At 62.4% G+C, this 14,533-nt stretch carries 12 protein-coding genes; 3 read left to right on the top strand and 9 right to left on the bottom strand.

Features of this window, described 5'->3' with window-relative positions; all coding sequences use genetic code 11:
- Positions 1–33 precede the first annotated feature (33 nt).
- The gene (locus GJA_RS25215; RefSeq protein ID WP_038497885.1) at positions 34–3,510 is read left to right on the top strand and encodes a response regulator; all 3,477 of its coding nucleotides are present in this window, start codon (positions 34–36) and stop codon (positions 3,508–3,510) included.
- Between the two features lie 8 nt (positions 3,511–3,518).
- On the opposite strand, the gene GJA_RS25210 is transcribed toward GJA_RS25215, so the two are convergent.
- The 9 genes from GJA_RS25210 to GJA_RS25170 all read right to left on the bottom strand — a co-directional run bounded on the left by GJA_RS25210 (position 3,519) and on the right by GJA_RS25170 (position 11,702).
- A complete protein-coding gene (locus GJA_RS25210; protein WP_038497882.1) occupies positions 3,519–4,331 on the bottom strand; it encodes a TOBE domain-containing protein in 813 nt (270 codons plus the stop codon).
- Positions 4,315–5,016 carry an ATP-binding cassette domain-containing protein gene (locus tag GJA_RS25205; RefSeq protein ID WP_038497879.1) on the bottom strand — a complete coding sequence of 234 codons (702 nt, stop codon included), beginning with the start codon at positions 5,014–5,016 and terminating at the stop codon, positions 4,315–4,317. The genes GJA_RS25210 and GJA_RS25205 overlap by 17 nt, the downstream gene beginning before the upstream one ends.
- A 40-nt stretch (positions 5,017–5,056) precedes the next feature.
- On the bottom strand, positions 5,057–5,737 hold the full coding sequence (gene modB / locus GJA_RS25200) for a molybdate ABC transporter permease subunit (RefSeq protein ID WP_038497876.1): 681 nt from the start codon (positions 5,735–5,737) through the stop codon (positions 5,057–5,059).
- Positions 5,738–5,740: 3 nt separating this feature from the next.
- Complete coding sequence (gene modA / locus GJA_RS25195; protein WP_038497872.1) at positions 5,741–6,499, bottom strand: molybdate ABC transporter substrate-binding protein; 759 nt, start codon at positions 6,497–6,499, stop codon at positions 5,741–5,743.
- Positions 6,500–6,602: 103 nt separating this feature from the next.
- On the bottom strand, positions 6,603–7,628 hold the full coding sequence (locus GJA_RS25190) for a bile acid:sodium symporter family protein (RefSeq protein ID WP_051781317.1): 1,026 nt from the start codon (positions 7,626–7,628) through the stop codon (positions 6,603–6,605).
- A gap of 151 nt (positions 7,629–7,779) precedes the next feature.
- Positions 7,780–8,139: a BON domain-containing protein gene (locus GJA_RS25185; RefSeq protein WP_038497868.1), complete on the bottom strand. Its 360-nt coding sequence runs from the start codon at positions 8,137–8,139 to the stop codon at positions 7,780–7,782.
- 220 nt (positions 8,140–8,359) lie between these two features.
- A complete protein-coding gene (locus GJA_RS25180; RefSeq protein WP_144241636.1) occupies positions 8,360–9,739 on the bottom strand; it encodes a sigma 54-interacting transcriptional regulator in 1,380 nt (459 codons plus the stop codon).
- Between the two features lie 8 nt (positions 9,740–9,747).
- Complete coding sequence (locus tag GJA_RS25175; RefSeq protein ID WP_038497862.1) at positions 9,748–10,293, bottom strand: hypothetical protein; 546 nt, start codon at positions 10,291–10,293, stop codon at positions 9,748–9,750.
- Complete coding sequence (locus GJA_RS25170) at positions 10,290–11,702, bottom strand: HAMP domain-containing sensor histidine kinase (protein ID WP_038497860.1); 1,413 nt, start codon at positions 11,700–11,702, stop codon at positions 10,290–10,292. The genes GJA_RS25175 and GJA_RS25170 overlap by 4 nt, the downstream gene beginning before the upstream one ends.
- A gap of 268 nt (positions 11,703–11,970) precedes the next feature.
- Between GJA_RS25170 and GJA_RS25165 the strand changes: the two genes are divergently transcribed.
- Positions 11,971–12,567, top strand: a complete 597-nt coding sequence (locus GJA_RS25165; RefSeq protein WP_038497857.1) for a T6SS immunity protein Tli3 family protein — start codon at positions 11,971–11,973, stop codon at positions 12,565–12,567.
- 6 nt (positions 12,568–12,573) lie between these two features.
- Positions 12,574–14,532 (top strand): T6SS effector phospholipase Tle3 domain-containing protein, encoded by a 1,959-nt coding sequence (locus GJA_RS25160; protein ID WP_038497854.1) that lies wholly within the window; start codon positions 12,574–12,576, stop codon positions 14,530–14,532.
- Position 14,533: the final 1 nt, after the last annotated feature.

Below are 14,533 nucleotides of genomic sequence, written 5' to 3'. Positions count from 1 at the left end.
CCACCCCTGCCGCGATGCATAGCAAGGGAAAACATGAAGCCTCTCGGCATTAAAGCGAAAGTTGCACTGGCCACCAGCCTGACGTCAATCGCCATGATCGCGCTGGTCACGGCAGTACAAATCCAGCGCACGCGCGACGATTTCACCAAGGTACTCTTTACCCAGCAAACCGCGCTGATCAACCGTACCGCCGAAGAGCTCGATGACAAACTGACCATGCTGGTCGACATCATTTCACTGACCGCCAGGCAGCAGCCGATCGAGCTGCTCGGTTCCGAGGGCAGGTTGCGCGACTATTATGCGCAGCGCGCGGTACTGTCGCTGTTCGACGATGTGCTGGTGCTCGACAGGCACGGCAAGGTGATTTCCGACTTGCCGAAAGTAGCCGGACGGGTAGGCCTGGACGCCGCCGACCGCGAATATTTCAAGATTGTGATGCAGACCCGCAAGCCGACGATCGCCGAACCGATGCTGGGCAAGTCCAGCAAACAGCCGGTGGTGCAAATCGCCGCGCCGGTGCTGGGGCCGGACGGCGAGGTCGAAGGCATCGTCATCGGCGTGCTGCGCCTGTACAAGGATAATTTGCTCGGTCACTTGCGCACCGCCAAGGTCGGTAGCACCGGCTATTATTTCGCCATCACGCGCGGCGAAGTGCCGGTCTACGTCTTGCATCCTGACTTGCCGCGCTTGCTGCAGCCGCGTCCGCCGAACGCCAGCCCGGGCGCCACGCACGCGCTGCGCGACGGTTTCGAAGGCACCTTGATCAGCACCAACAGCCATGGCGCACGCGCACTGAACAGTTTCAAGGCGCTCAAGAGCGTCGACTGGATCCTGGGCGCCATACTGCCGGTGGAAGAGGCGTTCGAGCCGTTCGATGGCGTGCTGTACCGGCTCGCGCTATTGAGTCTGCTTGGCTCGCTATTCGCCGCCGCGCTGGTCGGCTGGCTGACGGTGCGCCTGCTGTCGCCGCTGGTGCGGCTGCGCGATGCGATCCTGGCGCTGCGCACCGACGCCAGCCACTTTGCGCCGATTCCGGTGGTGCATCACGATGAAATCGGCGAACTGACGTCGGCCTTCAACAACCTGATGAGCGAACGGCTGGCGGCCGATGCGCGCCTGCAAAGCCTGATCGAATACGCGCCGAACGCGATGGTGGTGGCCGGCGCCGACGGCCGCATCGAAACCTTCAACCGCCGCGCCGAACAGTATTTCGGCTATGCGCGCCAGGAAATCCACGGCCGCGTACTGGAAATGCTGCTGCCGAAAAAACTGCACCAGGAATATGCCAACCAGCGCCAACTGATCACCGAGCGGCAAAGCGAACTGGCGCCGGGTCTCGCGGACGGCATGCTGCACAGCAGCCACGGACTCGCTTTCTGGGGCTTGCGCCAGAATGGCGACGAATTCCCGATCGAACTGAACCTGAGTGCGGTGCACACCGACCAGGGCATCAAATTGCTGGCGGTGATCGCCGACACCAGCGAACGCTACCGTCTGCAACTGGAAGTCGAGGAACGCGCCGCCGAACTGGAAGACGAACGCGACCGGGCCGAAGCGGCCAACCGCGCCAAGAGCGATTTTGTGGCCAATATGAGCCATGAAATCCGCACCCCGCTGAACGCGGTGCTGGGCATGGTGTATTTGCTGGGCAATACCGCGCTGACCAGCGAACAGCGCAAATACCTGACCATGGTGCGCGTGTCGGGCCAGTCGCTGCTGGGCATCCTCAACGACGTGCTCGACTTTTCGAAAATCGAGGCGCGCCGCATGGCCTTGTCGCCGGTCGAATTCGACCTCGATGAATTGATGAACACGCTGGCCACGACGATGACGATGAATGCCGGCGAAAAGGAACTGGAACTGGCGATCGGCGTCGAGCCGGACGTGCCGCGCCGCCTGGTCGGCGATGCGCTGCGCTTGCAGCAAATCCTGGTCAACCTGGCCGGCAACGCGATCAAATTCACCGAAGCGGGCGAAGTGGTGGTCAGCGTCAGCCAGGCCGAACGGCAAGGCGGGCGCAGCCTGTTGCGCTTCGAGGTGCGCGATACCGGCATCGGCATGACGGCCGCCCAGCAGGCGCAATTGTTCAACGCCTTTTCGCAAGCCGATGAAAGCATCACGCGGCGTTTCGGCGGCACCGGCCTGGGCTTGGCGATCAGCAAACATTTGATCGGCATGATGGGCGGCAAGATCGAGATCCGCAGCGAAGAGGGCGTCGGCAGCACCTTCTGGTTCACGCTGCCGTTCGACGTGTTGCAAGAGCAGCTGGAAGAACGCCGCAAGCCGGCGCTGGGCGACTTGACGCTGCTGATCGCCGACGACAACCAGACCAGCCGCCAGTTGATCGGCAAGCTGATTCATGCATGGGGATGGCAAGCCGAGCAAGTCGATTCCGGCCAGGCCGCGATCGCGCTGTACCGCCAGCGCCTGGACGCCGGCGCGCCGTTCGATATCGTGCTGGCCGACTGGCATATGCCAGGCATGGACGGGCTGGCCACCGCCAAGGCGATCCGCCAGGCCGCGCACGGCCAGAAACAGCCGATCGTGGTGATGGTCAACGCCTTTGCCCGCAACCGGCTGGAAGAAATTTCCAGCGCCACCGAAGCCGACGTGGTGCTGATGAAGCCGATCACCGGTTCCAGCCTGTTCGACGCGCTGCACCAGGCCTTGATCACCAAGGAAGGCGGCGACGAGCATGTGATCCAGGCGCATCAGCTGGCCGATGCGCTGCGCGGCGTGCATTTCCTGCTGGTGGAAGATAATTTGCTGAACCAGGCGGTGGCGCGCGGCATCCTGGAACACATGGGCGCGACGCTGGACGTGGTCGGCGACGGCTTGCAGGCGGTCGAACGGCTGCGCAGCGACGCCCACCAGTACGACATCGTGCTGATGGACATGCAAATGCCGGTGATGGACGGTTTCAGCGCGACCCACATCATCCGCACCGAACTGCGCCTGACGCTGCCGGTGATCGCGATGACGGCCGGCGTGCTGGTCTCCGAGCGCGACCGCTGCATCGCGGCCGGCATCACCGACTTCATCGCCAAGCCGGTGGTGGTCGAGGAAATGACGGAAGTGATACGGCGCCACTTGCCGGCCAGGCTGGAACCGGCCATCCAGGCGCCGCCGCTCGCGCCACCGTTGCCGGCCGACGAACAAGTGTTTTCCATGGCGGCGCTGATGCGCGTGCTGGGCCAGGATGCGAAAGGGCGCGGCATCTTGCGGCGCATGGTCGAGGATGCCTTGTCGCATGGCATGGAACCGGTCGACCTCGCGAGCGCCGCGCTGCGCGAGCAACGGCCGCTAGACGCCGGGCGCGTGCTGCACGGCATGCGCGGCTCGATCGGCACGCTGGGCACCAAGCGCCTGATCGAAGCGTCGTTCGTGGTCGAGCGCGCCATCAAGGAACAGCCCGGCGCCGAGCTGCAGCCCTTGCTGGACAATGTGCGCAAGGAACTGGAACTGGTGCTGCTACATGCCCGGGCCTGGCTGGAAACGCTACCCGAGTAAGGTCAATCTCAGGCTGGCACGCCAAGGATCACGCTGGACGCCTTGAAGATCGCCGTCACCACGCTGCCGGTGGCGATGCCGAGGTTGCTGCTGCTTTCATTGGTGACGATGGCGGCGATGCTGCCGCCGCCAGGCAAGTCGAGCACCACTTCGGTATTGACGGCGCCGGTTTGCACGCGCGACACGGTGCCGCTCAGTTGGTTGCGCGCCGAGAAACGCGCGCCTTCGCTGTCGGTGACCAGGATCACCGACGATGCCTTGATCAGCGCGAACGCTTCGGCGCCGGCCACCAGCCCCAGGCTGGCGCTGCTGTCGCGGGTGACGGTGGCGACGATGGTTTGTCCATTCGCCAAGGCCAGTTCGATTTCATCATTGACGGCGCCTTGTTTCACTTGCGAAACGCGGCCAAGAAATTGATTGCGTGCGGTGGTTTTCAAGGACATTCTCCTGATCAGTAAAAGATCGTCGGCGAGGCCAGCGGCCTGGTCGCCCAGCTGGTCCACGAAGCGCTGGTGCTCGCGTTCGATGAGGCGAAAATTTTCCACCAGTTGCCTGCCGCGCGGCGTCAGCCGGGTGCCGCCGCCGCCCTTGCCGCCGGCGGCCCGTTCCACCAGCGCGACACCGGCCAGGTTGTTCATCGCGTCGATCGCATCCCAGGCCGCCTTGTAGCTCATCTTGACGGCCTTGGCGGCTTGCGTGATGGAACCGCATGCGGCGATGGCGCCGAGCAGTTCGACGCGGCCGGCGCCGCCCAGGTTTGCGCCGCCCACCGTCATCCAGACCGAACCCCGCAACTGTATCGGCTTAAGCTCTGCTTCCATTATATTCAATCCTGTCTTCGCTGCTGTCGATTTGTCCATCGCGCAGGTATAGCACATGTTCGCCCAACACGCGCGCATCCTCAGGATCGTGGGTAATCAAGATCATCGGCACATCCAGCCGGGTTTGCAGTTCGTCGAGCTCCTTGCGCATCTTCAGGCGCAGCGCCGGATCGAGCGCGGCAAACGGTTCATCGAGCAGCAGCGCGGCCGGATCGGCCACCAGCGCCCGGGCCAGCGCCGTGCGCTGGCGCTGGCCGCCAGACAATTCGCCGGGATATTGCTGGCCTAATTCCTGCAAATGGAAGGCGTCCAGCCATTTGTCGATGCGCGGGTCCTGCACGTTGCGCGGCGGATTGAGCCAGCCGCCGTGCAAGCCGAACGCGACGTTCTGGCGCACCGTCAAATGGGGAAACAGCGCGTAATCCTGGAACAGATAGGCCACCTTGCGCTGCTGGGGCGCCAGGTTGATGCCTTGTTGCGTATCGAACAGCGTGCGTCCGTTGAGCCGGATAAAACCGCTGTCGGGCCTGGCCAGCCCGGCGATGGCTTTCAAGGTCTGGCTTTTGCCGGCGCCGGACGGGCCGAAAAACACGATGCGCTGGCTGGTCGAGCTGCACACTACGCGCAAATTAAAACTGCGCTTGCCGGAGCGCAGCGTGGCGCTGATGTCGAGTTCCAGTTGCATGGGATCGCTTATCTATGGACGCTGATGTATGGACGCTGGCTTATGGACGCTGCGTGTTGACGATGCGGCCGGGCGCCAGCCGGTTGGCCAGCAGCAGCACCGTGATGCACACGATGGACGTGATCAGCACCAGCATATTGGCGGCGCCGTCTTCGCCCGCCTGCACCGCTTCATACACCGCCACCGACAGGGTCTGGGTCTTGCCCGGAATACTGCCCGCCACCATCAGCGTGGCGCCGAATTCGCCCAACGCGCGCACGAAACCCAGCATCAGGCCGGCCAGGATGCCGCGCCAGGCCAGCGGCAGCGTGACGCGGAAAAAGATGCCCATCTCGGCAATGCCGAGGATGCGCGCGGCCTGTTCCAGCTGGCCGTCGACCGCCTCGAACGCGGCCCGGGCCGGCTTGAATACCAGTGGAAAGGCGACGATGGTCGACGCGATCACCGCGCCCTGCCAGGTAAAGATCAGGTTAATCGCGAAATGCTCTTGCAGCCAGATGCCGAGCCAGCCGCGCCGGCCCAGCACCACCAGCAAGTAATACCCGAGCACCGTCGGCGGCATCACCATCGGCAAGGTCAGCAAGGCGTCGAGCAAGTCGCGGCCCGGGAAGCGCGAACGCGCCAGCGCATAACCGACGCCGATGCCCAACAACAAATTCAGGCCGGTGGCCCAGGCGGCCACCTTCAGCGACAGGCTCAGCGCGGTCCAGGCTGCCTCCATGGCTTAGGGCTTTTCGAAACCGTATTTGGCGAAAATGGCTTGCGCCGGGGCCGACAAAATAAAGTCGACGAAGCTTTTCGCTTCGGCAGAGTGAGTGCTTGCTTTCAACGAAGCCACCGGATAGCGCACTGGCGTTTCCAGCGGCACCGTCAACACCACGTGCACCTTGTCTTTCATGATGGCCGCATCGGTGCCGTATACAAAACCGGCGTCGACTTCGCCGCGGGCCACGTAATCGAGCGACTGGCGCACGTTTTGCGTGCTGATCGCCTTCGGCTGCACGGTGTCCCACAGCTTGGCTGCGCGCAATGCTTGCTCGGAATAACGGCCGACCGGCACGCTGGCCGGATTGGCGATGGCGACCCGGGTCACCGTCGGCTGGCCGAGGCTGGCCAGGCTCTTGATGCCCAGCTTGCTATCGCCGGGCACGATCAGCACCAGGCTGTTGCTGACGAAATCGCGCCGTTCGGCGGCCGTCACCAAGCCTTGTTTTTGCGCGGCGTCCATGGTTTCCTGGTCGGCCGAGGCAAACACATCGACCGGCGCGCCCTTGGCGATTTGCTGCAGCAAGGTGCCGGACGCGGCGAAATTGAGCGAAATCCTGGTGCCTGGATGTTGCGCCTCGTAACTGGCGGCGGCGTCCTTGAACGCATTGGTCAAGCTGGCGGCGGCCGATACCACCAGCTCGCCCGCCATGGCGGAGCTAGCGGCGGAAACCAGCAGGGCGCTGCTGAGTAATTTAGCCAGGGTATGCAGGCGCATGATCGGGATCCTTATCGGTGAAAAGATGAGCAAGGCCCGTAATATACACGGATATATAGCGTCTTGCAGGCTCCGCGTTCAACTTTTCCCCGGATCGCCGTCCCTAGCCGCCGGCCGTTTCCACGCCGGCACTGCGCCCTTCCAGGCGGCGGTTGTAGCGCTGCGCGATGACGGCGCACACCATCAGCTGGATTTGGTGGAACAGCATCAGCGGCAAGATCACCATGCCCAGCGAGCGGGTCGAAAACAAGACCTTGGCCATCGGCACGCCGCTGGCCAGGCTTTTCTTGGAACCGCAAAACACGATGGCGATCTCGTCTTCCTTGCTGAAACCGAGGCGGCGGCTGATCAACGTCGAAATGATCAGCACCAGCGCCAGCAACAACAGGCTGATCAGGGCCAGGCTGACCAGGGTGGTGACCGACAGCGTATGCCACAAGCCTTCGCTGACCGCTTCGCTGAACGCGGTGTAGACCACCAGCAAGATCGAACCCTGGTCGACATACTTCAGCAGCGGCTTGTGACGGTCGACCCAGCGGCCGATCCAGCGGCGCATGAATTGGCCGGCAATGAAGGGCAGCAGCAATTGCATCACAATCGACAACACCGCATCCAGCGACGACTTCGATTGCGCGCCTTGCACCACCATCAGGCCGACCAGCACCGGCGCCAGAAAAATGCCGATGAAATTCGACGCCGAGGCGCTGCAAATGGCGGCCGGCACATTGCCGCGCGCCATAGCCGTCATCGCGATCGACGATTGCACGGTGGAGGGCAATGCGCACAGGAACAGGATCCCCATATACAAATCAGGCGACAAAAAGGTCAGCGCCAGCGGCCGCAGCGCCAGGCCGATCAGCGGGAACAGCACGAAGGTGCTGGCCAATACCAGCAAGTGCAGCCGCCAATGCATCACCCCCGACAAGACTGCCTCTTTCGACAACTTTGCACCATGCAAGAAGAACAAGGCGCCGATGGCGATCGTCGTGATATTGCCAAACACCACGGCGGTGTTGCCGGTGCACGGCAAGAAACTGGCGATCGCGACCGTGGTCAGCAAGCACAGCGTGAAAGAATCAGGCAGGAAGCGACGCCAACTGGCGCCGCTGGGATTTTGGGATGTGGACATAATACTAACAGGGAGGAATAGACGGTGGACTATTCTACCCTACGCCTATCTGGCGGCCTCGGGCGGCCAGCGCCAGTATTCAATCGGCGCAAAAAAGCCCCCGCTGCGCCAACGCGCAGGGGGGCTGAATCAAGGTACTGCCGCGGGTTTATCAGCCTGCCGCTTTGACTTTCAATTCGTTCTTGATTTCCTTGACGCCGCTGACGGCGGCGACGATTTGCACCACGCGGTCACCGGCTTCGGCGCTCGGCACGTCGCCTTGCAACACGACCACGCCTTTTTGGGTCGTAATATTGATCGGCAACGCGGCGCTTTGCGCATCGGCGCCCAGCGCGGCCTTGGCCGACGTGGTGATGGCTTCGTCGGTGGTCGCGGCGGTGTTGGCTGCCAGTACCACGTCGTGTGCAGGTTTAGCTTGTTGTGCCGAGTCGGCTGCATGCGATGCGGTAACAAACGCGCCCGACATCAGGACAGCGGCGACCAGGGTGTTCATCAGTTTCGATTTTTGCATGATAGTTCCTCTCGTAATGAAGTTAAAGCAACACTGTGTTGAGCGTCACATCACCACATACAGCAAGCCGCGTGCCAGCCTCATAAATCCATTTAAAATCAATCACTTGGGATTTTTATGCTGGCATGGATCGGGTATCGGCCCGGATTTACCGCCGATCTTGTCGCCTGGCAGCGACAAGTTTCCCCATCATAAAGCCAAGTGATTGATTTGGAAGGAATTAAGCTTGTCGCGCATCGGCGACAGGGTCGCCATCACCCCGAAAAAGGGCCGGTGTCAACTCGTATTTCTGCAATAAACGATAAAACTCGGTGCGGTTGCGGTCGGCCAGCCGCGCCGCGTCGGCCACGTTGCCGTCGGTCAGGCGCAGCAGCTGGATCAGGTAGTCGCGCTCGAAGCGCTGCTTCGCTTCGTTATAACTGAGCGCTTCCAGCGACGGCACGCGCAAGGCGCGCTGCACCAGCGTCAGCGGCACCAGCGGCGCCGTCGCCAGCGCGCACACTTGCTCGACCACATTGAACAATTGCCGCACATTGCCCGGCCACGCGGCGCCGACCAGCGCCGTCAGCGCGTCCGGCGCGAAGCCGTTCAGCGGCTTCTGGTATTTGGCGGCCAGCTTTTGCAAGAAGTGGTTCGCCAGCAAGGCGATGTCTTCGCGCCGCTCCGACAGCGGCGGCAGCGTCAGGCTGACCACGTTCAGCCGGTAATACAAATCCTCGCGGAACTGGCCTTCCCGCATCGCGACGTCCAGGTCGCGATGGGTGGCCGACAAGATCCGCACGTCGACGCTTTGCACCTGGTTGGCGCCGACCGGCCGCACCGCCCGCTCTTGCAAGACGCGCAGCAACTTCACTTGCAGCGGCAACGGCATGTCGCCGATCTCGTCGAGGAACAAGGTGCCGCCATCGGCCGCCTGGAACAAGCCTTCGCGGTTGCTCACCGCGCCGGTAAACGACCCTTTGACGTGGCCGAACAATTCGGATTCCAGCAATTGCTCGGGAATCGCGCCGCAATTGACGGCGATGAACGGCGCCTTGCTGCGCCGGCTCGCATTGTGCAGTGCGCGCGCCAGCAATTCCTTGCCGGTGCCGCTGGCGCCACGGATCAGGATGCTGGCATCGGACGCCGCCACCAGCCGCGCCTCGGCCAGCAATTCGGCCATCTGCGCGCTGCGGCTGATCAATTCGGCGCGCCAACTGTCATCCGGCGACGCCGGCGCGGCCGGGGTGGTGCTCAAGTTGACCGCATGCGCCACTTTTTCCAGCAACTGCTTGCCGTCGAACGGTTTGGTCAGATAGGCGAACGCGCCGCGCGCGGTGGCCTCGACCGCGTCCGGGATGGTGCCGTGCGCGGTCAGCAAGATGACCGGCAGCGCGGCGTGCTGGCGGCGGATTTCATCGAACAGCGCCAGCCCGTCGCGGCCCGGCAGGCGCACGTCGGTGATCACCAGCGCCGGCAAGTCGACCGCCAGCCGCGCCAGCGCCGCTTCGGCGCTGCCGACCGCGGTGACCCGGTAATTGCCGGCGTTTAAGCGGATGGTCAGCAGGCGCAGCAAATCCGGATCGTCGTCGACCAGCAGCACGTGTGGCTGGCTGTTCATCGCGCCGCTCATTTCGGCACCGGGGATAAGGGCGACGGCCGGGCCGACAGGCTGCGTTCGATATTCTTCAGCGCTTCCAGCTTGTCATTCAGCTGGTCGTTGCGGCGCTGCGCGTCGCGCACTTGCTGGTTCAGTTTTTCGCTCGCGTCTTCCTGGCGGCGCAAGTCGGCATAAGTATTGCTGAGAAATTGCGCCAGCGGCTTGTACGGCTGGTCGGCGGCCACCGCCGACTGGATCAAGCCGTCCAGCAAGCCCTGGGCGCGGCCCAGGTCGCCGCTGCCATGCAATGCCGCCAGCAGCATGGCGCGCCGCACTACCGCCTTGGCGGAAACATCCTGCTTGTTGATGTCTGTTTGCGTCTTGGCCAGTTCGGATGGCGACAACAGCCGCAAGCCGGCCTGGTAGGCGAACAGATCGTTCAGCGCCTGGTCGTGCACGATGACGGTACGCACCGACGGCACCACCACCGCTTCGCGTTTGGCCGACCTGGCCGCGCAGGCGCTCAACAGCACCAGGCAAATACAGCACACACCGCACACAATTCTAGTCGTCATAAGGGCAATTCAATCCGAAAATGGGCGCCTGCCGGGCGCGCCAGAAGTGTCACGCTGCCATGGTGTGCGCTAATATATTCGCGCACGATGGACAGTCCGATGCCATTGCCGTTGCGCGCGCCGGCCGCTTGCCGCGCGCCCTGGTAAAACGGTTCAAAGATGCGCTGTTCGTCTTGCGGCGCCACGCCCGGTCCCTGGTCGATGCAATCGATGGCGATGCCGCCCGGGGTACGGCTCAATACAAACTCGACGGCGCCGCCTTCGGGGCTGAAACGCACCGCGTTCGACAACACATTCGCCAGCGCCGCCGCCACCTTGTCGCGGTCCAGCGTCGCGTGCACGGCCGTGCCGCTCACCGTCACCGACAGGCGCCGCGCCTGCCATTGCAAGCGCTGCTCGCCGACCACCGCCTGCAGCAGGGCCAGCACATCGACGCGGCTGCGCTCCAGGTGCTGCGCCTCGAAAGCGGCGGTATTGTAGCGTAGCAAGTCTTCGATCTGGGTTTGCAGCGAGACCGTATTCTGCCGCAAGATGCCGGTGATTTCGCGCTGGCCATCGCTCAAGCCGCCCGCCACTTCATCTTCCAGCAAGGCCACGCCTTCGCGCAGCGCCGCCAGCGGGGTTTTTAATTCATGCGAAATATGGCGCAAAAAGCGTTCCTTGTCGGCATCCAGGTCGGCCAGCCGCTGGCGCAGCCAATCGAGTTGCTGGCCGAGGCGGCGCGTGTCGGCCGGACCGCCGACCTCGATACGCCGGTCGTAGCGATTTTCGCCCAGCCGCTCGATCGCGGTTTCGATGCGGCGCAAGGGACGCGACAGCACAAAACCAAAACCGGTGGCCAGCAGCGCGGCCAGCGCCACCGCGCCGGCGACCAGTGCACTGAGCAGGCGGCGCTGGTATTCCAGCTCGGCCAGCAGCGCATCGTTGCGGCGTTCGACCTGGCTCTTGCTGGCCCGCGCCAGGCTGTCGTTAATCAGCGGCAAGCGGGCGAATGCGGCGGACACTAGCGCGTGGCCATCACCGTTGCGCCGCTTGCCGGCTTTCAAGACGGTCCACGCCGCCTCGGCATGGGATTTCCATTCAGCCAGCAGTTTCGCTGAAAAGTCCGGCGTCGCAGCGCTCAAGGTCGCCAGCGCTGCTTGCGCATCGTCCCAGGCGGAAAAATAGCGCTCGCGAAACAGCACGTCATCCAGCACCAGGAATTGGCGCGCGCTGCGCTCCATCGCCAGCGTGCGTTCCGACAAGCGTTGCGATTGTTCGGTCAGCAACACCGCCTGCGCCGCCGTTTCGCGGCCGAGACGGGCCAGGTGTTCCAGCGTCAGCAACGCTTGCACCGACGTGGCGGTCAGCACGCCGGCGATCAGGATGAAGGCGGCGAACAGCAGTTGGCGAAATGACAGTCTGGACAAGAGCTAGCCTATTGGAATACGGGTGGAATAGGTGTGGCACGCGGCGGTGCGCCTGGGCCGACAACGCCGTTGAGCTTACAACATTCGCCGATTCGGGCGCGCGCCCGAAAACATCGGCTTGAGGAAGTACAAGAAACCGTCTTGTGTTGTACCGGCAGTCGTTCATTTTATGCCAGAGTAATATACATACCCGGACGTCAATCATATCCACACAAACGGAGTCGCAACAGGCGTCGTTTGCACGATTGCAGCTCAACAGGAGAAATGCATGACAAGAACCATGAGCCTGGTGGTCTTTGCCGCCTTGCTGGCGGCTTGCACCGGTCAATCAGCCCATGTCCGCTATTCCGGTCAGGTCGCCGCGCCGCAAGTGGCTTACCGGATTGACGGCAACCGTTATTTTGAGGTGGTGCCGCTGGAAAACATGGCCTGCGCGCGAGCACGGCTGTACTACACCGACCAGGCACGCGGCATTCACACCGACGTGGCAAGCTGGGACCGCGTCAGCGATGGCGCCTTCGTCATCGATGCGGCCAATGATCAGTATCTGGTCGCACCGATCATTGTCAGTAGTTCCGGGTGTCAGACTGGCGACGGGGCGAGTTTCACGTGCACCTCAAGGTTACCGTATTCCACCGATGCAGGTCGGACTTGGAAACTTCATATTTCTAGGTGGACTGGCGGCGGCGATGTGTACATGGCCCGTAGTGAGGTTTACTACGCGGGCGCCAGGTCGTCAGTTCAGGCCCTCACGGAGGGTTATGAAGACAAGATATGGAGCGAAGGGGTGCTGTCGAATTTCCCCAAACCAACCGGGCAGCCAATCGACACACGTTTTCACTGCAATTCCAACGGGATGAAATAATAAATCATGGGTGACGAATTCAGCACATTGCCACGCGTTAAGGCCAACAAGGGCAAAGCCCAGTGGATGCAAGCCCGTTACATCAAGAGCGAAACCAACGAGGTCGAACGGCTGACCACGCACATCATGGATGTGCCCTACTTGATGCCAGGCACCATCATTTTCGTACATGGTGTCAATTCCGAAGGTGAGTGGTATGAACAGGCGGCAGAGCAATTTTGTGCTGGGTTGAATAAGCGTCTTGGCCGTAATTGCTTGAAAAGTGCAAAGTTCGACCCGGTAACGAAACGATTTGCGAAAAAGGCAACAGACGGTACGGATGCGCATTCCCCCATCATTCCGTTTTACTGGGGCTACAAGCTGCAAGCAGGCGATATGGAGCGCTACCCCGGCATCTACCATGCCGCCGATAACGCCTGGGGCGGCGGTCCGTTCCAGAACGGCACCAACAACCTGCTGTCCTTTTGGCAGGGCGGGTTCAAGCGCAAACTCCTGGCCGGTTTGCTCGATCTGCAAAAGATCAACCCGGAAATCAACCGGCAACTGGAGGATGCGCCGCCACGCACCTACTACATCCATGCCGCCAGGCGGCTGGCGAACCTGATCGACACCCTCCGCGAAGATTTTCCCAATGAGCCGCTGAACGTGGTGGCGCACAGCCAAGGCAACATGATCGCCCTGTGCGCAATCCTGTACCTCAAGCGCCGCGCGCCGGATACACTCATCCTCAACAGTGCGCCGTACGCCTTCGACACCAACATCACCGACTGGCTGGCGGCCACCAATGGCTGGTCCGGGGTGCAGAGCGGGGAAGCGCGTCTGAAAACATTCCGTGCCGTCGCCGACAAGATCAAAGCGGCCAAAGACGACTACGCGGACGATGAGAAAAACGCCGATTGCGCGCATGTTGGCATCAAGGACCAAACGACCATGCACGTCCACCACGAAGCGGAACGCGATGACTGGCATCAGCAGATCGGCGCCGCCAAGGTCAACGACGAAGGCCACCAATGGCAGCAGTGCGAGCACGCCAGCCGCGACAACCGGGGCAAGGTGTTTGTCAATTTCAATCCGCACGACCGGGTGATCGGCGTCGCCGCGGTCGAGGGCATCGGCTGGCGCGGTATTCCGGAACGCATCATTAGCGAGCATGCCAATCGCTTGCCCAATGTCTATCAGCGCGTATTTGCCCGCAACAGCGGGGGACTAGGCACACCCGCCGTCGGTGAACGGCAGAACTACTGGTTCAGCTACTTCCATGAGCAAATGCGTGTGCGTGAAAAAGTACGTACCGGCTCGGGCGGCTATTTGCTTTCATCCGACGGCACGCCGGTGCGGACGGAAAATTCCTACCTCAAGACGTTTGACGGCAAGCCCGAGTATGAATTCTGGAATCCGCCGCCCAGGAAGGTACTCGGCGTGTTCGATCTCCAAGGCACGCCGAAGCAAAGGGAGCGTGTGTGGATCAATGCCCCTACCGTGCCCGCTCCGGCGCATATCGCCGAAGACTTCAACCTGCATGGCCAAGTCCGGTTCGATGGGAGCGACGCCGGCGACAGCGAGCAAAACGAGGATTTCGCCACCTTCTCGCGCCACTATGTCCCGCAAACCATCACTGTACGCGGTGCAGATGGACAGACCATCTCGCGCAAGGAAAACCCGGGCGAGCTCAAAGCCAGACTCGCGGCATACGCCGGGCAGCCCATCGCGCAAACCGATCACAGCCAAATCCTGCGCTACGGCAGCGCTCCCGGCCAGGCCCATCCGGTCGAGCAAGTCCTCAGCTATGACCTCACCATCGGCCAAGGTCATGCCTTCGGGGACGCGGATTACTGGCAATATTTGCTCGATCTGGCGGACTGGAAAATAAGCGACCCGTACTACCAAAACGGCGTACTGCCGGCGCCGGGAGGTTACCCGGCGGGGTTGGATACCGAAACAGTGGCGCCCAAAGACGCCCGCTAAC

The sequence above is a fragment of the Janthinobacterium agaricidamnosum NBRC 102515 = DSM 9628 genome (assembly GCF_000723165.1).
In the GTDB taxonomy this organism is placed as follows: domain Bacteria; phylum Pseudomonadota; class Gammaproteobacteria; order Burkholderiales; family Burkholderiaceae_D; genus Janthinobacterium; species Janthinobacterium agaricidamnosum.
The sequence above is the reverse complement of the archived record's forward strand: the minus strand, read 5'-3'. Positions and strand labels throughout refer to the sequence as shown.